The organism is Bradyrhizobium sp. 62, from assembly GCF_023073035.1.
Lineage (GTDB): Bacteria > Pseudomonadota > Alphaproteobacteria > Rhizobiales > Xanthobacteraceae > Bradyrhizobium.
Genome location: NZ_JADPIT010000004.1, coordinates 111,065 through 129,911 on the forward strand (window position 1 = coordinate 111,065; position 18,847 = coordinate 129,911).

Here is an 18,847-nt window from a genome sequence, read left to right on the forward strand (position 1 = left end):
TCCGGACTTTGCATCGGCTTCCGCGCTGTCAGCCGTATTGACTCCCCCTGAATTCGTTATACAACATAACTATTCTGACAAGGACGCAAATGACACAGGGAAACGCCGAGACCGCTGACGCGGGCGCCTCCGGGCTTTTGAGAATCGAGCGGGCGGACCGGGTTTTGACGGTCGGCCTGAATCGGCCGGCCAAGCGCAATGCGCTCAACGACGGCATCATCCTGGAAATCGGCGAGTGTTTTGCGTCCCTGCCCGAGGATATCGGCGCGGTCGTCATCCACGGCATCGGCGACCATTTCTCCAGCGGTCTCGACCTCTCCGAACTGACCGACCATGATGCCACCGGCGGCCTTCTTCATTCCCAGATGTGGCACCGGGTGTTCGACCGCATCCAGTACAGCCGCGTGCCCGTGATCGCGGCACTCAGGGGGGCCGTGATCGGCGGCGGGCTGGAGCTCGCATGTGCGGCGCATATCCGTGTCGCCGAACCCTCGACCTATTTCGCGCTCCCGGAGGGGCAGCGCGGCATCTTCGTCGGTGGCGGCGGTTCGGTGCGCCTGCCGCGGCTGATCGGCGTCGCCAGGATGATGGACATGATGCTGACCGGCCGCGTTTATTCCGCGACCGAAGGCACCTCCTACGGCTTTGCGCAATATGTCACGGAAGCCGGCAACGGACTCGGCAAGGCGATGGAGCTTGCGACCAAGGTCGCCTCCAACGCGCCGCTGACCAACTTCGCCGTGCTCCAGGCGCTACCGATGATCGCGGAGGCCAATCCGCAGACCGGCCTGTTGATGGAATCGCTGATGGCGACGGTGGCGCAGAGCGACAAGGAAGCCAAGCGCAGGATCCGCGAGTTCCTCGAACACAAGACCGCAAAGGTGAAGCCGAAATCATGAGCGCGCAGCCGTCGTCCTCTTCCAGCATGGAGCGCGGCGCGAGCACTTCCCCGCTGCGGCCCATTTCGTTCGGCGATCCCGTCGTGAATATCGAGCGGCGCGACGACGGCACGATTTACCTGCGGCCCAAACAGCCGCTCGGAGACTATCCGGCTCGCATCACCGACCGCCTGCATCACTGGGCGAGCGCGACCCCCGATCGCGTGTTCATGGCCGAGCGCGAAGGCGGCCGCGGCTGGCGCAAGATCAGCTACGCCGAGCTGCTCGCCGCGAGCCGGCACATTGCCTCAGGACTCATTGCGCGCGGGTTGTCGGCGGAGCGGCCGGTCGTCATCCTCTCCGGCAATTCGATCGACCATGCATTGCTGGCGTTCGGAGCGTTCTATGCCGGCATTCCGTTCTGCCCGGTGTCGCCGGCCTATTCGCTGGTGTCGAAGGATTACGGCAAGCTCTCCTACTTGATGAAGCTGCTGACGCCCGGCCTCGTCTTCGCCGAGGACGCCGACAAGTTCGCCGACGCCCTCGCAGCCAACGTCTCGCTCGGCACCGAGATCGCCGCGTCCTACGGCCATGTGCCGGGCCGCGACGTCACCTTGCTCGCCGACCTCATGGCAACGCCGATCCGCGGCGATCTGGACGAGGTCCACGGCAGGATCGGCCCCGACACCATCGCGAAATTCCTGCTGACGTCGGGCTCGACTGGCAACCCCAAGGCAGTCGTCAACACCCAGCGCATGATCTGCGCCAACCAGGTGATGCTGCGCGAGACGCTCGCCTTCCTCAAGGACGAGCCGCCCGTCATCATCGACTGGCTGCCCTGGAATCACACTTTTGGCGGCAACCACAATATCGGGTTGACGCTCTACAATGGCGGCTCGATGTATCTCGACGCCGGCAAGCCGGTGCCTGGAGGCATCGAGGAGACCGTGCGCAATCTCCAGGAGATATCGCCGACGGTCTATTTCAACGTCCCCAAGGGCTACGAGTCGCTGCTGCCTTATCTGCGCGACGACCAGGGCCTGCGCGCAAAATTCTTCGACCGGCTGCACGCAATGTTCTTCTCGGGCGCGGCCCTGTCGCCGTTCGTCTGGAACAGCCTCGACGAGCTCGCGGTGAAGGAAAAAGGCTACCGCGTGCCGATGCTGACCGGCCTCGGTGCAACCGAGACCGCGCCGTTCTTCATGTCGGTCAACCCGCGCACCAGCCGCTCCGGCCATGTCGGGCTTCCCGTATCCGGCAACGACGCCAAGCTGGTGCCGAACAACGGCAAGATGGAAGTTCGTTGCAAGGGGCCGAACGTGATGCCCGGCTACTGGCGCCAGCCCGACATCACCGCAAGTTCGTTCGACGAAGAAGGCTTCTACAAGCTCGGCGATGCACTCAAGCCCGTCGATCCCGATGATCTCAATGCCGGCTTCGATTTCGACGGCCGCATCGGCGAGGATTTCAAGCTCGGCAGCGGCACCTGGGTCAGTGTCGGCCCGTTGCGCGCGCGCTTCGTTGCGGCCTGCGCACCGCTGGTGCGCGACGTCGTCATCGCCGGCATCAACCGTGACGAGGTCTCCGCGCTCGTCGTGCTCGATCTCGACGGCTGCCGGCTGATCAACCCGACGCTGCCGACCGACGATCTCGTCGTCGCGACCCGCGACCGGCTGGTGCGCGAGGCATTTCGCGAACGGCTGACCCGCTTTCTCGGCGCGGCCACGGGATCCTCGACGCGGATCACGCGCGCGATCCTCATGGACACGCCGCTCTCGATCGACAAGGGCGAGGTCACCGACAAGGGCTCGATCAACCAGCGCGCGGTGCTCGAGCATCGCAGCCTGCTGATCGAGGAGCTCTACGCTGCCAATCCATCGGACCGTGTGATATCGGTCGGCTAAGAAATATCGCACCAGGGAGAACGCCATGTTGTTGAAGGATCAGGCTGTCATCGTCACCGGCGGCGCGTCGGGACTTGGTGCGGCGACCGCGCGAAAGCTGGCTGGCCAGGGCGCCAAGGTCGCGGTGTTTGATCTCAATGCCAAGCTCGCCGAGACTGTCGCCGCCGAGATCAAGGGCGTGGCTGTGGCTTGCGACGTCTCCGATGCCGCGTCCGCGGAAGCTGCGATCGCGCAGGCGACCAAAGCCCATGGACCCGCGCGCGTGCTGGTCAATTGCGCTGGCATCGGCGTTGCCAAGCGCGTCGTCGGCCGCGACGGCCCGATGGCGCTCGCCGATTTCGACAAGGTGATCAAGGTCAACCTGATCGGCACCTTCAACATGCTGCGTCTCGCCGCAAACGAGATGTCCAAGCTCGAGCCGCAGGCCACCGGCGAGCGCGGCGTCATCATCAACACGGCGTCCGTTGCCGCTTATGACGGCCAGATCGGGCAATCGGCCTATTCGGCCTCGAAGGGCGGCATCGTCGGCATGACGCTGCCGATCGCGCGCGAGCTGGCGCAGTTCGGCGTCCGCGTGCTGACGATTGCGCCCGGCCTGTTCCTCACGCCGCTGCTCGCCAACCTGCCGCAGGAAGCCCAGGACTCACTCGCCGCCGCAATCCCGTTCCCGCGCCGGCTCGGCCACGCCGACGAGTTCGCGGCGCTCGCCCTGCACATGGTCGAGAATTCCTACCTCAACGGCGAAGTGGTCCGCCTCGACGGCTCGCTGCGCATGGCGCCGAAATAGGGCGCGGCATATGTTCGTGAACCGGCGCGACGTCCAGATCCAGTGGGGTGACTGCGACCCCGCCAACATCGTCTATTACCCGCGCTATTTCGCGATGTTCGACGATTCGACGTCGACCCTGTTCGAAGTCGCCGGCTTCTCCAAGCAGGACCTGGTCAAGAAATACGGCCTGGTCGGCATTCCCATGGTCGATACGCGCGCCAAGTTCTACATCCCCTCGACTTATGGCGACTGGATCACCATCGAAACGAAGGTCGAGAGCATCAAGCGCTCGAGTTTCGAGGTAAAGCACAGCGTCTTCAAGGGCGAGGCGCTTGCGATCGAGGGTTTCGAGACCCGTGTCCTGGTCGGGCGCGACCCCGTTAACCCCGACAAACTGAAATCGGCACCGTTTCCTGCGGAAATGGTAGCCAAATTCACGGGGAGCGAGACCCGGAGCTAAATCGCCACATCACCAAAAGAGGGGGCTGAATTACCCCCCGATTTCTGCTTTCAAAGAAACACATAAAGGGAGGAATAGATGAAACGCTTTTACCTGACCGCCGCCGTCACCGCGGCCGCGCTTGCGCTGCCGGCCGTGCCCGCGCTGGCTCAGACCGCCGAGGTCACCATCGGCATCACCACCACCACGACCGGCCCGGGCGCAGCGCTGGGCATTCCCGAGCGCAATGCGCTGGAGTTCGTGCCGAAGGAGATCGGCGGCGTGCCGCTGAAGGTGATCGTGCTCGACGACGGTGGCGATCCCACCACCGCGACCACCAACGCACGCCGCTTCGTGACCGAATCCAAGGCCGACATCATCATGGGCTCGGCGCTGACGCCGCCGACCATCGCCGTGTCCAACGTCGCCAACGAAGCCGGCATTCCGCATTTCGGCCTGGCGCCCTTCCCGATCACGCCGGAGCGCATGAAGTGGTCGGTGGCGATGCCGCAGCCGATCCCGATCGTGGGCAAGGTGCTGTACGACCACATGAAGGCCAAGGGCGTGAAGACCGTCGGCTATATCGGCTATTCCGACTCCTATGGCGACCTCTGGTTCAACGATTTGAAGGCGCAGGCCGTGCCGATGGGCATAACCATCGCCGACGAGGAGCGCTTCGCTCGCCCCGACACGTCGGTGACCGGACAGGTGCTGAAGCTCGTGGCAGCGAATCCCGATGCCATTCTGGTCGGCGCTTCCGGCACCGCGGCCGCGCTGCCGCAGACCGAGCTGCGCGAGCGTGGCTATCAGGGCCTGATCTACCAGACCCATGGCGCCGCCAGCATGGACTTCATCCGCATCGCCGGCAAAGCGGCGGAAGGCGTGCTGATGGCCTCTGGTCCCGTCATGGATCCCGAGGACCAGCCGGACGAAGCTGCCACCAAGAAGCCGGGCCTCGCGCTCAACTCGGCCTATGAAGCCAAGTACGGCCCGAACAGCCGCAGCCAGTTCGCCGGTCACTCTTACGATGCGTTCGAGATTCTCAAGCGCATCATCCCGGCGGCACTCAAGACGGCGAAGCCCGGCACGCCGGAATTCCGCGAAGCGATCCGCCAGGCGCTGCTGTCGGAGAAGGAGCTTGCGGCGAGCCAGGGTGTCTACAATTTCACCGAGAAGGACCGCTACGGCCTCGACGAGCGCTCGCGCATCCTGCTCACGGTGAAGAACGGCAAGTACTCGCTGGTGAAGTAGACGCGGCGAAAACTAGAGACGACAGAGCCGGCCCGATGGGCCGGCTCTTTTGTTTTGGCTGTATGAGCGAGCCGCACCTCCGGTGTCGCCCCCCTCTCCCGCTTGCGGGAGAGGGTTGGGGAGAGGGTGCCTCCGCATTGGGATTGTCTGACGTCTACCGGCAAAGCCCCCAGAGGAGATAGCCCTCACCCGCCACGCTCTGCGGACGCGCTGTCGTCAAGCTGCCTGCCGCAGCGGGGTCCAGGCGAACTCCGGATAGTAAGTGTCCATCATCCGGTCGACATAAGCGGTGAGGTTCGAAAATCCTTCGGCGCGACGGCGCAGGGCGGATTCGAAGAACGGCGTCAGGATCCCGGCGAGTGCACCGAAGGCGGTGGCATCGACGCCGCAGGGTTTGTTGCCCATCAGATAGGACTTGTCACCGAGCTGCACCGAGAGCGCAAACAGCGAGCGCACGGCGAGATCGACGTCGTCATCGGGCGCGTGCCGTCCGAGCCCGGAGAGCAAATAGTTCTCGGCGACACGGAATTGCGCGTCCTCGCGCAACTTCTCGCGATTGTGCTCCGGCGCGCCGTCGAAGAAATGCGCAGGCCCCTTGGCGAAGTTGACCGGGTCGACCCAGCGCGCCCCGACCAGCGCAAAATAAACGTGATGCTCGATCATGCGCTCGAACGCCCAAGCCTGTGCGCGCTCGGCAAGAGACAGCCCGGCGTCGAAATCGAAGCCGTAGCGGCGCTCGATATGGGCGCGGATGAAGGTGGAATCGGCCACCGCCTCGCCGCCATCGTCGATGAAAGGCAGCTGCCCCTTGGGAGAGGCGGGCGGCATCGCCCGCTCCTTGCGGTAAGGCAATCCCGCCATCTTGAGCTGCACCTCTGTCTTGGTGACGAAGGGGCTGATTTCCGGCAGGCCGAAGCCGGTGCCAAAGCCGTAAAGCGTGATCATGAAGGCTCTCCTGAAACCACCGAAAGAGTTGAGGGAACTTAACCGCGGGCTGCTGCCACCATGGTGGCAGCAGCCGTGATATCTTCTGCGAAACGGGCCCCTCGCCAGGCGCGGGCCATGACATGACGGACCAGCGCGTCCGCGGCCTGGACCAGGAAGCGAGCCACCATGGTCGCGAGCGCAAGGCGGAGGTCGACGACCATGAGATCAAGGGATACGAGGAGGCGGCCGAACGCCCATGCGTACCAAGCCCGGAGTTGCAAACGCAGGACTTGCAAAGGCTGGACCTGTAGAGGCTGGGTCCGCCACAGCGCAGCGGCCGGGCCGAAATGAGTTGGAATGATCATGGACAAATCCTCTTCAGTCGACGTGTTGACCCGGTATAGAACTCCCCTGCTGCCAACATCCTGTCAGCAGCCGCGCGCCACCATCTGAAAAACCACCGACAAGAGACCCGTCATGAGACGCGCCGACCGGCTGTTTCAAATCATCCAGGTGCTGAGGCGCACGCGTAAGCCGCTGACGGCGGACGCCATCGCGGCCGAGCTCGAGACCTCGAAGCGCACGATCTATCGCGACATCGCCACGCTGATCGGCCAGCGCGTGCCCATCCGCGGTGAAGCCGGCATGGGCTACATCCTGGAAAAGGGTTTTGACCTGCCGCCTTTGATGCTGACACCCGACGAGATCGAGGCGGCGGTGCTGGGCGCGCAATGGGTCGCCGGCCATGCCGATCCCGCGCTGGCGCGCGCGGCTGAAGATCTGATGGCCAAGATCGCCGACACTGTCCCGGAGCGCCTGCGTCCCTTCGTGCTGGAGCCGGCAAGCCGGGCCCGGCCGAGCTGGAACAGGGAGCCCGACCGCCTGGACATGGCGCGCACACGCACCCAGATCCACGAAGGCAAGAAGATCATGCTGCGCTATCGCGACGAGCAGGGCCGCGCCAGCGAGCGCATGATCTGGCCGATTTCGATCGGCTATCTCGAAGCCGTGCGCCTGCTCGCGGCCTGGTGCGAGCTGCGCGGAGACTTCCGCAGCTTCCGCACCGACCGCGTGGTCGACGCGACCTATCCCGATGAGAGATATCCTGAAAGGCGCGACGTGCTGCGCGCAAAATGGCGGCAGAGCCTGGTCTGGGGCCCGCCCAAGGATACGTGAAGGACACGTGACGATGGACGAGAACGCCCGCATCGACCTGTCGAGCTGCTGCCAGAGTTGCGGCGCCTGCTGCGGCTATTCGGCGAACTGGCCGCGCTTCTCGATCGAGAGCGACGAGGAGCTCGCCGCGATTCCCGAAGCGCTCGTCAACGACCGTCAATCCGGCATGCGCTGCGAAGGCGATCGCTGTTCGGCGTTGCAGGGAGAGATCGGACAAGCGACCGCGTGCGGCATCTACGCAGTGCGGCCGGACGTGTGCCGCACGTGCATGCCGGGCGACGCCGAATGCGCGATGGCGCGACGGAAATTCGGGCTGCCAATGATCGCGAGCGTTTAGGCCGGGACGGCTTCGCTGATCTCGTCGTCGATCTCGTCGTCCAGCGGCGCGAGCACCGAGAGCGGCTTGGTCGACAGCGTGATCGGCTTGCGCCCACCGGACAGCGACGGCGAGGATTTCGCCGCGCCTTCGCGCGCAAGCGCGTAGAGCGTCGAACCGACACGGCCGCCGTTCTCGATCAGGTCGCGCTCGTTGCAGCTGCCTGCGATCGCGACCGCCAGCGAATGCAGATGGCTTCGGCGATAGCAGAACAGCGCTAGCCTGGCGCGCGCGTCAGGGGAAACACTTTCAACCAGCCTCGGCAGGCCACTCTCGCTGGCGCGGTACATCTCGCCAAGGAGTTCGTCGCGGACCGGGCACGAATCGCCTTCAAAGGTATCGCGGCTTGAAAACATTGCAGTTCTCCCTCGTCTGGGAAGATGCAGTGCAATTCTCTAATGAAAGGTTAACCACGCTGCCCGGTAGTCACCCGGGGTCCTTGCGCGTGGGCCGCGAATCAATGGGCTGGAAAGGGTTTTCTCTGTGGCCATCCTTCGAGACACCCGCCTTCGGCGGGCCCTCAGGATGAGGTCTGCTTCTGCTGAAAGACTCAGCCCTCGTGGCGAGGAGGCGCGAAGCGCCGTCTCGAACCACGCAGGCCCGCCAGCCACTCCAGACGGCCGCCAGCGCTCAGTTCGCCGCCATGAAGATGGAGAGGCCGAAGCCGGTCAGATGGTGCAGGGCTTGGTCGACACCGATCAGGGTCCAGAACCAGGGATGCGCAAGATCGACACCGAAATTGGCCGAGACGAGGCCCTTGGCGCGGTCGATCGTGATGTGGATCACGAAGTCGATCAGCGCCACAAACCAGAATTTCGGCGCCACGATCAGGATGAGCGGCAGCGCAACCGCAAGGTGAACCAGGCAGTGCACCAGGAGCGGCAGGGCCCAGCCGTGCTTCTGGTCCTTGCCATGCGCCATCCAGGCGGTCTGGAGGACGAAATCAGCGATGATGTGCTTGAACGTCAGCAGCAACATCCAACCAATGAGGGCTTCGACCGGAACCGCCGATGACAGGGGTGGAAACGACAAGGCGCCCTCGTTGACGTGACAGGAAGAATTGGAGCGTTCAGCGCAATCTCTTCCTGGGCCGGTCAAATCGCCGGGACCTGCGATTTATGACACCTCCCGCGGCGGAATGCAGCCGGGGGGAACCGGAAAATCGCCAACTGTGGCTAACTGGTGATAGGATGACCAATCGCCGCGGCCGGGTTGAGTAAGGTTACCTTCGGCTCGGAATTTGCATTCCGCGGCCTGCGCGCTATCATTGCCGGCAGAGAATATCGTTCTTTTTTCAGACGTTTACGAATTACAGGGCGACCGCAGCGATCGCATCCGCGATGCCGCCCGCCACCGGAAGCATAAGGCCAGAGTGCTGCCATGAGTACTGAGGGCCCGACCTCATCGCCGATCGAGCCACCGCCCCGGCGACCCAAGGTGATCAAGACCAATCAGCAGCAGGTCTTCCTCTACGTCGTGCTGACCCTGCTGTTGTCGCTTGCCACCGTCTGGGGCGGCCGCATGCTGGTGCACAGTTCGGAGACGCTGACCTTTGCCGTCGGCGCCCCTAACAGCGACGAGGCGCTGTTCGCAGCCAAGCTCGCTGGCGTCCTGAAGAACAACGCCTCGCGCTTCCGGATCAAGATCGTCAACAACGCCGACAACGCCAAGGCGATCGCCCAGTTCGATCGCAAGCAGGCTGACCTCGCGGTGCTGCGCACCGACGCCAAGGTGCCGCTGCGGGCGCGCACGCTCGCGATCCTCGAGCACGATCTCGTGCTGCTGCTCGGGCCGGGAAACAAGAAGATCAAGTCGCTCGCCGAGCTGAAGAAGAAGAAGGTCGCCGTCCTCGCCGACAACGAATCATCGCTCGCCTTTGTCCGCGGCATCCTCGACATTCCCGATGGCGCGGACGCGGCGAGGATCCAGATGGCGCCGCCGGGCGCAACGCTCGACAAGCTGTTCGCGCCGGCAAGCGGCTTTGGCGCGGTCGTCGCCATCGTCCACGCCTCGAGGGCGGTGCGGGACAAGGCGTATGAGCAGGTCGCCAGGCGCGGCGGCTTCACGCTGAACGCGATTGACGAGGCGAAAGCGCTGGCGCGCAGGATCCCCGGCATTTCCAGCGAGACGCTGACGGCGGGCACGCTGTCTGCATCACCGGAAATTCCCGACGACGATCTCGACACGATCGGGCTCGAATGGTTGCTGGTCGCCCAATCCCGGATGTCGCCGACGGCGGCCGGGGAGCTCGCGCGCAGCGTGTACGAGAACAAGTCCGCGCTCGGGCTCGACAACGGATTCGCCAGCAGAATCGAACCCGCCTCCGTCGAGAAGGACGCCTTCGTGATGGCGCATCAAGGGGCGGCCGACTACATCAACGACGACACCAAGTCGTTCATGGATAAGTACAGCGACCTGATGTATCTGGCCGCTGCCGCGCTCAGCGTCATCGGCTCGATCTTCGCCGCGATCTACGCCAAGATCACCCGGATCGCGCCGGAGAAGGCCAGCGAGCTTTCCACCGCCATCCTCGACATCGGCGAGCGGATTGAACACGCGCATTCGCTCGACCAGCTCGAATGTCTCCAGGACGAGCTGGAAGGCATCTTGCGCGGCGCGGTCATCGGCTTGCGAGACGGCACGATCAGTACCGACGGGCTCGATACCTTCAAGCTCGGCTACGAATTCGTCCGCGACGAGATCGGCATGCGCCGCGACTACCTCAAGCGCCATGCGGGCGAGGGCGAGAAGGCCGCTCAGGATGCGGCCCCTCCCCACCACGACGAGAGCAATGTCGTGGTGGTGAAGACAGCTCAGAGTGCCTGACCTATCGATTTGAAGATCTGCGGTGACGCTTGCCGGCACGTCCGCGAAGGACCGGGGGACCCTCGTCCGGGAACCGTCCCTGTCCACAACCGTTTGTTCTCGGATCAACCGGAGACCGCGCCATGCGTGCACTCCTCATCATCTTCCTGCTGGGAATGTTGGCCGCGGTTGGCTATTTCGCTTACTCCGCGATGGCGGTCGAGGGCGAGCCGATTCCAACGGAAGGCTATGTGGCGCTGGCGCTGGGGGCCGGGTTTTCCGTTCTTGTCGGCATCGGCTTGATGGTGCTGCTGTTCTTCAGCAGCCGTCGCGGCTACGACGAACCGCCGCATTTCAAGTAGCGGCACGTGGCCCGCGGCCGCGCCCGTCGTTGACGGCCTCGACCCGGGCAGGCACTTTGGCACCGAGGTTCCAGCCGGGGACCGCAAAGACAAAACCGAGCCGCCTTCCCGCATGTCCAAGCCGCTGATCTCCGCTCTGGCCCAGTTCGCGGCCGCCACGGCCGGCCGCAACATGACCAGGGCGGCCTATGTGGCCGTCGGCGTCGGCGTGCTCGGCATGGTGCTGCTGACGGTCAACCCGGCCTATGAGGCGGCACATCGCTGGGTCGATGCCCTGCTTTGGACCTGCCTCGTCTACTTCGTGTTCGAATGGGTGGTCCGGCTGCGCCATATGGCGCGACAGGGGCGCCTTGCACTCTACATGTCCTCCTCCGCCGGGCTGGTCGACGCGGTCGGTGCGTTGGCCGTGCCGGCCGCGCTGATTCTCGGAATCGAGCCCAGGACGGCGTGGCTGCTCAGCGTGCTCTGGGTGCTGAAGGTGGTACCGGGCATTCCCGGCCTGCGGCAGCTCCGCCGCGTGCTGGTGCTCGAATCGGGGCCGCTGCTCAGCGTGCTCGTGATCTTCCTGATGGTGGTCTTCCTGGCCTCGGTCGCCGAATATTTCCTGGAGCGGGACGTGCAGCCGCAGACCTTCGGCAGCGTCCCCGCCGCGCTGTGGTGGGCCGTCGCAACCCTGACGACGACGGGTTATGGCGACGTCGTGCCGGTGACGCCGCTGGGCCGCATGGTGGCCGCGCTGGTGATGATCTCCGGCCTCGGTGTGTTCGGCCTCTGGACCGGTATTTTGGCGACCGGCTTTGCCGCGGAGACCCGGCGCGACAATTTCCTCAAGACCTGGGAATCCGTCAGCAAGGTGCCGTTCTTCGCGGCGCTCGGACCGGCGGCCATCGCCGACGTCACCCACATGCTGCGAACCATGGAGCTGCCGGCGCGCACCATGATCATTCGCAAGGGTGCGCAGGGCGATTGCATGTATTTCATCGCCGCGGGCGAGGTCGAGGTCGACCTGCCCGGCAAGAAGGTGCAGCTCGGCGATGGCGCGTTCTTCGGCGAGATGGCCTTGCTCGGCAACAATTTGCGCGGCGCCAATGTCTCGACCACCAAGGTGTCGCGGCTGCTCGTGCTCGACCTCGTCGACTTCCGCGTGCTGATGGCGCGGCATCCCGATCTCGCCGAGACCATCGATGCCGAGGCGAAGCGGCGCACGCTCGAAAACAAATAAATGGCGACAAGCAAATAAATGGAGACAAGAATGTCGGACATCACCGACGCAGCCACTGGCCCGCTGCTCGACCTCGTTGGTGCACGCGCCACCATCCGCCTCAATCGTCCCAAACACCTCAACCGGCTCCAGGCCGAGGATCTCGGCGAGCTGGTCAAACTGTTCGATCGGGTCGAGGCCGATCCTGCTATCCGCGTGCTGGTGTTGACCGGCACCGGGCGCGCCTTCTCCGCGGGCTATGATCTCAACTCGGTTGCCGAGCGCGCGGTCAGTGCGAACGAGCAGCAGAGCGCGGGCTCCGCCTTTGAGGTAGTCGTCAACCGGCTGGAGGATCTCGGCGTCCCCACGATCTGCCGGCTCAACGGCGGCGTCTATGGCGGCGCGACCGATCTCGCGCTCGCCTGCGACTTCCGCATCGGCGTGGATACCGCCGAGATGTTCATGCCCGCGGCACGCCTCGGGCTGCATTACTACAGCAGCGGCATCAAGCGTTACGTGACACGGCTCGGCGTCGACAATGCAAAAAAGCTGTTCCTGACCGCGCAAAAGATCAGCGCGCCGGAGATGCTGCGGATCGGCTATCTCACCGATATGGTGGCGGTCGAGTTTCTGGACGAGGAGGTCGATAGGCTCGTCAACATCCTCGCCGGCAACGCGCCGCAGGCGATGCGCGGCATGAAGCGCGCGATCAACGAATTCGCCCGCGGCGAACTCGACGAGCAAGGCGCCGACCAGCGCCACCGTGACAGCATGCGCGGCGACGAGATCAAGGAAGGCATCAAGGCCTTCGCGGAGAAGCGGCCGCCAATTTTCTGATCACGCCCGCTTCGACCGCATCGCCCGCACCTGCGTAAGCTTGGGATCGCGGGCAAGCGCCTGGTAGCGTTTGCTCTCGATGGGATAGAGCGCGATCCGGCCCTTGCTATCGGCATGAACGCCCCAGCCGAAGCGCTTGCCCAGGCTCGACGCCCTCATGCACGCCTGCCCTCGGGAGAAGAACGCTTCACGGGCCGCCTGCTTCTCTGTTTCCATCGCCTTCACGGCGAGTTCGCGTCCTGGCGCAGACGTCGCGAAGATCACGTCGTCGGACGTGTATTTGTAAGGCGCCTTCGCGATCATCCCGTATTGCAGGCACGCCACCGTCGGCTTTCCCGCGCGTAGCGGCGGCTCTTCGCCTGTGCGCGCAGGACAATCTTCAGCAACCTGGATGAAGGTGTTGAAGCAGTTGGTCGTGTGCATCGGCTTCGTCATCTTCAACCTTGGATCACTCAGCCCTGAAGCGCCGCAGCATGCTGCGCCGCCATCTCAGCATCCGCCGCGTTGATGCGCTGGAACGCCGGCCGCGAGGTCATGCGTTCGGCATAGCGGACGAACACGTCCTTTTTCGGCACAATGCCGAACATCATCGTCCAGCTGAACGCGACGCCCCACAGCACATCCGCGGCCGTCATGCGCTCGCCGAGCAGATACGGTCCCTTCGACAGCTGCGCCTCGAGCGCGCCGAGCATGGCGTCGTAGTCGGCATAAGGCGATTGCGTGATCGGTGCCGGCTCGCGCTGCATGAACTTGTCGATCAGGGCCGGCTCGAACGAGGCGCCGTAATAGGCGATCCAGCGCAGATAGGGGCCGCGCAGCGGATCGTTCAGCGCGGGCGTCAGCCCTGCCTGCGGAAACAAATCGGCGAGATAGACGGTAATCGCGACCTGCTCGGTCACAAGCTGCCCGCTGTGGTGAATCGCCGGCACCTTGCCGAGCGGGTTGACGGCGAGATAGGCCGGCTGGCGCTGCTCGCCGGCCTTCATGTTGAGGACATGAAGATCATAGGGCGCCCCCAGTTCCTCAAGCAGCACCCGCGTGCCGGTGGCGCGGGTTTGCGGCGAATAATACAGCGTGATGCGGTTCGGATCGGTCATGGCGGTCTCCATCTGGCCGGCTGGCGATGGCGTTATAGCGAACCATACCTGACATCCTGTGTCAGGTATGCTTAAAAGGATTATGCGCGCGAGCCGGATGCTGTCGATCCTCACCACCCTGCAGGCCAGGGGGCAGGTCACCGCGCCTGAGCTCGCGGAGGCCTGCGAAGTCTCGGTGCGCACGATCTACCGCGACATCGACGCGCTCGCGGCGTCCGGCGTCCCTGTCTATGCCGACCGCGGCGCGGAGGGCGGCTATCGCCTGCTCGATGGCTATCGCGTGCGGCTGAACGGTCTGTCGCAAAGCGAGGCGGAAGCGCTGTTCCTGGCGGGATTGCCGGGCCCGGCGGCAGCGTTCGGGCTGGATGCGGCGATGATCGCCGCACAGAACAAGCTGATGGCCGCGCTGCCCGCCAATTTGCGCGAAGACGCCGGACGGATGCAGGACCGTTTTCACCTCGACGCGCAGGGCTGGTTCGGCGAGGCGGAAGAACCCAAGCATCTGCGCACCATCGCTGCCGCGACCCTGCGCGGGACACTGATCAAGATCCGCTACCAGAGCTGGCGCGCCGAGAAGCAGCGTCGCGTCGCGCCGCTCGGTCTCGTGCTGAAAGGTGGCAGCTGGTATCTGGCAGGTCTGGTCGACGGCAGCGTGCGGACGTATCGCGTCGCGCGCGTGCTCGACTGCACGGCGCTCGAAGATCGCTGTGAGCGGCCCGCCGGTTTCGATCTCGCCGCCTATTGGCGGGACGCAACGCTGCGTCTCGAGGCCGAGATGCATCCCAATGTCGCGATCGTTCGGCTGTCGTCCTTCGGCGTGAAATTGCTCGACGCGCTGAGCCAGCCTTACGTCAGGGCGCGTACGCAGCTCGAAGAGACCGCGGATGCGGACGGCTGGCGCATTGCCAGAGTGCCGACCGGCAAGACGTCATGGCATGCCGCCGCCGAATTGTTGCGGCTCGGGCCCGAGGCCGAAGTGCTGGAGCCGGCCGATCTGCGCGAGAAGATGGCCGAGCTGACAGAGGCGATGGCTGTGCGCTATCGCGCGGCGCGGAAAGCAGGACGGCGGCGCAACGCACCGCGACCGACGAAACACTCCTGAAACACGATTCTCCCCTGCCTGCATGAACGCATCCGCGTTTCGGCTCGACCGAGATGCAGGGACACAACAACGGCCCCTGCGCCACACTGGAGAATGAAGATGTTTCGTAAGCTTGCACTTGGTCTGATCGCCGCCGGCTCGCTCGGCGTTGCCGCTCTCGCCCCCACCGCCGCGTCGGCCCACGGCTTCCACCATCACTGGGGTCCCGGCTGGGGCTTTGGCGGGGTCTACGTCAACAGCGGCGTCAACAATTGCTATCAGGAGCGCGTCGTCCAGACCCGCCACGGCCTGCGCGTCCGCGTCGTGAACGTCTGCGCGTACGGGATCTACTGATATCCCGCATTCACGACAAAGCCCCGATCGCACCGCGATCGGGGCCTTTGCACGTCAATTTTTTTCTACTAGCCGGCCTGTCGATGTCGGCGAAACCAGGCCCAGGTCTCGCGCGTCGTTCTGATGTAGCCGCGGCCGCGGTGGACGATCTCGCCGTCGACGATCCCGTTCAGCTTCGGCAGCGCGTGGAACGGGATCGTGGGATAAGCGTGGTGCTCGACATGGTAAGGCATATTCCACGCAACCCATTTGACGAGTGCGCCGGTGTAGGTGGTGCGGGTGTTCTGGAATGCGCTGCGAGTGCGCTCGCAGCCGGTGTGCTCGGCGTAGAGATAGGGTCGCAGGAAGAACTGCCCAATGATCAGCGGCACGATCCAGACCCAGAGCAGCAGCGCCGACGAGAACCACAGCGAGAGCACGAGCAGCAGCGCATAAAGTGCGACGTAAGCGCGCGCCTCGGTGACGATGATGGTGCGTCTGTTCTCGGGGATCCAGGGCACGACGACCTTGCCGGTGACGGCATGGTCGAGCATCAACCGCAAGCGTCCGGCGACCTGAAGCAGGCCGCTATAGGCGATCGCGAGCTGCGTGTCCGATGTGGGCTTCACGCCGACGATCAGTTCGGGGTCCTTGTCAGGATCCTGGGTGTAGCGATGATGGTCCCAGTGAAACAGGCAATAATATTCGTAGGGCAATCCGATGATGAAGCCTGAGAGATAGCCGACCACGAGGTTGAGACCGCGGCTTTTGAACGCGGTCTTGTGTGCGGTCTCGTGCACAGCCATGAACAGGAAGGCGACGAGATAGCCTTGCACCGCCATCAGCGGCAGCGCCCAGAGCACGCCATGGCGTGAGGCGACCATCCAGATCAGCCCGCCGATCAGCAGGATCACGCCGTAATGGCCGAGGCTCTGCACGGCACCCCTGAGGTTGGACCGCACCGACAGTTCACGCAGCATCGCCGGCGCCAGCGGCTTCAGCCGATGGCCGGACTCTGAAACGGTTGCGTCGATCATGATCGGATGCCTGCCCTACTTGCCGAGAAGCTCTGCGATCTCGGCCTTGATGAAGGCCCGATCGCGCGCATTGTTGACGGGGTTGCCGGCGCGATGGCCGTGCAGCGACGGGATCGGATGCAGCACCGCAGAGCGCGCATTGACCAGCCGGCCGAGTTCGTCCTCGTTGTCGCGGACGTCGAAATAGCGGTCGGTCGCACCGGGCATCAGCAACATGTGCGCGTTGATCGCACCGAGCGCGCGATCGAAATCGCCATCGAAGGTCGTGCAGCGGCTGACATCGCCGTTCTGCCAGATCCCGATCTGCGCCAGGAGATCGTTGGCATCGCGCCGGGCAAACGCCGCATCCCAGGTGCGGACGAGATAGTCGTCCAGCGAGGTGAAGCCTGCTTCGCGCCAGATCTCGTCGCGATAGAAGCCGTGCGACATCGCCCAACCTGCGTAGACGCGCCCCATGGCGCGATAGCCCGCGACAGGCTTCTCGACGAACCGGCCGTCGCGGAAGGCGGGATCGGCGGTTAGCGCGGCCTTCACGCTTTCCAGGAAGACGTAATTATAGGGCGCGCAGCGGGCACTGCCGCAGACAACGGCCGCCCGCTCGACCATATCGGGATGCAGCGCCGCCCAGTGATAGGCCTGCATGCCGCCCATCGACCAGCCATAGACCAGGGCAAGCTTCGAGATGCCGAACCGCTCGGTGAGCAGCCGGTGCTGGACCGCGATGGCATCGTGATAGGTCAGGATCGGGAACGGCGCGGCGGTATTCGACGGCGAGGACGACAGCCCGTTACCGAACAGATTCGGGATGATGATGAAGTAGCGCGTGGCGTCGAGCACCCCGTCGGGGCCAATCAGCCACTCGGTGTCGGCGTGCTGCGCGCTGAACGAGGTCGGATAGAGAACCACGTTGTCCTTGTCCGGACTGAGCGTGCCGTAGGTCTTGTAGGCGAGCTTGAGCGAAGGGACGACGGCCCCGGACCGGAGCGCGACGTCGCCGGCCTCGAAAATCTCGTAGTCGCGCCCTGCCGTCATCGACCGAACTCCCGCTCACGCGGCAAGCGCGCCGCGGAAACAGCGATGCATCGATCATGCCGGTCCCGCAGACGCATCGTCGCGTCACGCTTAATAACTGTACTTATAGTCCATTTATTAGGGACCAGCAAGATAAATCCGGTCGCGCGCCAGCTCAGGCGATGGCGGCCAGATAGCGCGCGACAGAGGCCGCGAATGCGGCCTTGGCGCCTGCGGCGATGTTGCGGTCCCACCACGCGCCGTAGATGCGATCGAAGGCCAGCGGCTCGACGGCAGCCGCAATCCGTCGCACCGCGGCGGCATTGAGTGGCATGTAGTTCGGATAGGAGTACATGAAGCTGACGAAGCGGCGATCCATCGTGACCTGCGCGATATCGCCGGTGAGTAGCGCGCCCTTGCCGTCCGCACCGCTCGCGTGATGCAGCATGGCGGCGCCGGCGAAATGACCGCCGGTGCGCAGCAGCAGCACATCCTCGGAGATGCGATGGCTGTCGCCGGTCCAGTGCACGATCGAAGCATGCGGACGCGTTACCCATTGGCGATCGTCGGCGTGCAAATAGACCGGCACCCCGCCAAACGCCTCGCTCCAGTCGGCGAGCGCGCCATAGTAATGCGGATGCGAGATCGCGATCGCCTTCAGCCCGCCGATTGACCGCACATGCGCGATCGCCTCCGGCGTCGCCAGCGGGACGCAGTCCCACATCAGCCAGCCGTCCGCGAGCGGCACCAGCAGCGCGCGCTGGCCGATGGCAAAGCTTGGCTCGAGCGCGAGGCCGGTCAGGCCGAGATCGTCGCGCCAGACCATGCGGTGACGTTCCGAGAGCGCCTCGCGCGTGAGGAAAGTCTGGCCCTTCCACCCGACGTATTGCCGTTCGTCCTCGCAAATTTCACAGGACGTTGGCGGATTTTCGCCCAGAAATTGCGCGCCGCAGGTTTCGCAGGTCCAGAGGGGCATGCCGTACTCCCGACAGAGACGATCCAACGTCAATAAGGAATTGCTGGCGGTGACCGCAAGCCCCACCGACCGGGCGAAACCTGGAACCAACCCGATCAGCGCTCGTTAAACTCTCGTCCGCGCCAGAACGATTGGCTGAAAGGATCATGTCCCACCCGCCGCATCCCGGCTGAGACCACGTTTTGGTATCGATGACATCGCGGTCCCCCTCCTCGTCTCGTATCTGGCCCCTGTTCGCTCTCAACTTCTTCATGGCCGACATGCAGTCGGGCATCGGCCCTTTCGTCGGCGTCTTCCTCCAGGAGCGCGGCTGGGCGAGCGGATTGATCGGCACCGCGATGACGATCGGCAATGTCGCGGGCATGCTGATCACGACGCCGATCGGCG

Annotated in this window: 22 protein-coding genes and 1 pseudogene; 14 read left to right on the forward strand and 9 right to left on the reverse strand. The window is 64.5% G+C overall.

The annotated features are described in order from the left end of the window. Positions 1-89: 89 nt before the first annotated feature. The 5 genes from IVB47_RS03065 (at position 90) to IVB47_RS03085 (ending at position 5,241) form a co-directional block, all read left to right on the forward strand. Complete coding sequence (locus IVB47_RS03065) at positions 90-899, forward strand: crotonase/enoyl-CoA hydratase family protein (RefSeq protein ID WP_247283469.1); 810 nt, start codon at positions 90-92, stop codon at positions 897-899. Further along, positions 896-2,782, forward strand: coding sequence for a feruloyl-CoA synthase (locus IVB47_RS03070; RefSeq protein WP_247406176.1), 1,887 nt, complete (start codon positions 896-898; stop codon positions 2,780-2,782). The genes IVB47_RS03065 and IVB47_RS03070 overlap by 4 nt, the downstream gene beginning before the upstream one ends. Before the next feature lie 25 nt (positions 2,783-2,807). Beyond that, entirely contained in the window at positions 2,808-3,569 is a 762-nt protein-coding gene (locus tag IVB47_RS03075) for an SDR family NAD(P)-dependent oxidoreductase (RefSeq protein ID WP_027570150.1), read from the forward strand. A gap of 10 nt (positions 3,570-3,579) precedes the next feature. Continuing rightward, entirely contained in the window at positions 3,580-4,011 is a 432-nt protein-coding gene (locus IVB47_RS03080; protein ID WP_247283456.1) for a thioesterase family protein, read from the forward strand. A gap of 78 nt (positions 4,012-4,089) precedes the next feature. After that, positions 4,090-5,241: an ABC transporter substrate-binding protein gene (locus tag IVB47_RS03085; RefSeq protein WP_027570148.1), complete on the forward strand. Its 1,152-nt coding sequence runs from the start codon at positions 4,090-4,092 to the stop codon at positions 5,239-5,241. A 216-nt stretch (positions 5,242-5,457) separates the two neighbouring features. Here IVB47_RS03085 and IVB47_RS03090 read toward each other — a convergent pair whose 3' ends face one another. Then, positions 5,458-6,186 (reverse strand): glutathione S-transferase family protein, encoded by a 729-nt coding sequence (locus IVB47_RS03090; RefSeq protein WP_027570147.1) that lies wholly within the window; start codon positions 6,184-6,186, stop codon positions 5,458-5,460. Between the two features lie 38 nt (positions 6,187-6,224). Beyond that, the gene (locus tag IVB47_RS03095) at positions 6,225-6,533 is read right to left on the reverse strand and encodes a hypothetical protein (protein ID WP_247459750.1); all 309 of its coding nucleotides are present in this window, start codon (positions 6,531-6,533) and stop codon (positions 6,225-6,227) included. Positions 6,534-6,645: 112 nt separating this feature from the next. Between IVB47_RS03095 and IVB47_RS03100 the strand changes: the two genes are divergently transcribed. Then, positions 6,646-7,344 carry a YafY family protein gene (locus tag IVB47_RS03100; RefSeq protein ID WP_027570145.1) on the forward strand — a complete coding sequence of 233 codons (699 nt, stop codon included), beginning with the start codon at positions 6,646-6,648 and terminating at the stop codon, positions 7,342-7,344. Positions 7,345-7,357: 13 nt separating this feature from the next. Next, complete coding sequence (locus IVB47_RS03105) at positions 7,358-7,681, forward strand: YkgJ family cysteine cluster protein (RefSeq protein ID WP_247459753.1); 324 nt, start codon at positions 7,358-7,360, stop codon at positions 7,679-7,681. Here IVB47_RS03105 and IVB47_RS03110 read toward each other — a convergent pair. Further along, complete coding sequence (locus IVB47_RS03110; RefSeq protein WP_007599645.1) at positions 7,678-8,076, reverse strand: hypothetical protein; 399 nt, start codon at positions 8,074-8,076, stop codon at positions 7,678-7,680. The genes IVB47_RS03105 and IVB47_RS03110 overlap by 4 nt on opposite strands. A 274-nt stretch (positions 8,077-8,350) precedes the next feature. After that, positions 8,351-8,698: a DUF3307 domain-containing protein gene (locus tag IVB47_RS03115; protein ID WP_018458457.1), complete on the reverse strand. Its 348-nt coding sequence runs from the start codon at positions 8,696-8,698 to the stop codon at positions 8,351-8,353. Between the two features lie 402 nt (positions 8,699-9,100). On the opposite strand from IVB47_RS03115, the gene IVB47_RS03120 reads away from it, so the two are divergent. The 4 genes from IVB47_RS03120 to IVB47_RS03135 all read left to right on the forward strand — a co-directional run bounded on the left by IVB47_RS03120 (position 9,101) and on the right by IVB47_RS03135 (position 12,925). After that, on the forward strand, positions 9,101-10,546 hold the full coding sequence (locus tag IVB47_RS03120) for a TAXI family TRAP transporter solute-binding subunit (protein WP_247459756.1): 1,446 nt from the start codon (positions 9,101-9,103) through the stop codon (positions 10,544-10,546). Positions 10,547-10,668: 122 nt separating this feature from the next. After that, positions 10,669-10,887, forward strand: a complete 219-nt coding sequence (locus IVB47_RS03125) for a hypothetical protein (protein ID WP_007605264.1) — start codon at positions 10,669-10,671, stop codon at positions 10,885-10,887. Between the two features lie 112 nt (positions 10,888-10,999). Beyond that, a complete protein-coding gene (locus IVB47_RS03130) occupies positions 11,000-12,109 on the forward strand; it encodes a cyclic nucleotide-gated ion channel (protein WP_027570141.1) in 1,110 nt (369 codons plus the stop codon). 30 nt (positions 12,110-12,139) lie between these two features. Beyond that, positions 12,140-12,925, forward strand: coding sequence for an enoyl-CoA hydratase/isomerase family protein (locus IVB47_RS03135; RefSeq protein ID WP_247362864.1), 786 nt, complete (start codon positions 12,140-12,142; stop codon positions 12,923-12,925). On the opposite strand, the gene IVB47_RS03140 is transcribed toward IVB47_RS03135, so the two are convergent. Together IVB47_RS03140 and IVB47_RS03145 are read right to left on the reverse strand one after the other, a co-directional pair. Next, entirely contained in the window at positions 12,926-13,360 is a 435-nt protein-coding gene (locus IVB47_RS03140) for a DUF6157 family protein (RefSeq protein WP_247362866.1), read from the reverse strand. 17 nt (positions 13,361-13,377) lie between these two features. Then, a complete protein-coding gene (locus IVB47_RS03145; protein ID WP_247362868.1) occupies positions 13,378-14,022 on the reverse strand; it encodes a glutathione S-transferase family protein in 645 nt (214 codons plus the stop codon). Between the two features lie 82 nt (positions 14,023-14,104). Between IVB47_RS03145 and IVB47_RS03150 the strand changes: the two genes are divergently transcribed. Both IVB47_RS03150 and IVB47_RS03155 read left to right on the forward strand, forming a co-directional pair. Beyond that, the gene (locus IVB47_RS03150; protein ID WP_247459826.1) at positions 14,105-15,124 is read left to right on the forward strand and encodes a YafY family protein; all 1,020 of its coding nucleotides are present in this window, start codon (positions 14,105-14,107) and stop codon (positions 15,122-15,124) included. A gap of 99 nt (positions 15,125-15,223) precedes the next feature. Further along, complete coding sequence (locus tag IVB47_RS03155) at positions 15,224-15,457, forward strand: hypothetical protein (protein WP_027570136.1); 234 nt, start codon at positions 15,224-15,226, stop codon at positions 15,455-15,457. 68 nt (positions 15,458-15,525) lie between these two features. Here the strand turns inward: IVB47_RS03155 and IVB47_RS03160 are convergent, their stop codons facing one another. The 3 genes from IVB47_RS03160 to IVB47_RS03170 form a co-directional block, all read right to left on the reverse strand. Further along, complete coding sequence (locus IVB47_RS03160) at positions 15,526-16,473, reverse strand: fatty acid desaturase (RefSeq protein WP_247362869.1); 948 nt, start codon at positions 16,471-16,473, stop codon at positions 15,526-15,528. A 15-nt stretch (positions 16,474-16,488) separates the two neighbouring features. Then, positions 16,489-17,505 carry an alpha/beta fold hydrolase gene (locus IVB47_RS03165; RefSeq protein ID WP_247362870.1) on the reverse strand — a complete coding sequence of 339 codons (1,017 nt, stop codon included), beginning with the start codon at positions 17,503-17,505 and terminating at the stop codon, positions 16,489-16,491. 154 nt (positions 17,506-17,659) lie between these two features. Further along, entirely contained in the window at positions 17,660-18,460 is an 801-nt protein-coding gene (locus IVB47_RS03170; protein ID WP_247362871.1) for an MBL fold metallo-hydrolase, read from the reverse strand. 191 nt (positions 18,461-18,651) lie between these two features. Between IVB47_RS03170 and IVB47_RS03175 the strand changes: the two are divergent. After that, positions 18,652-18,847, forward strand: a pseudogene (locus tag IVB47_RS03175) (MFS transporter); the annotation flags it as partial.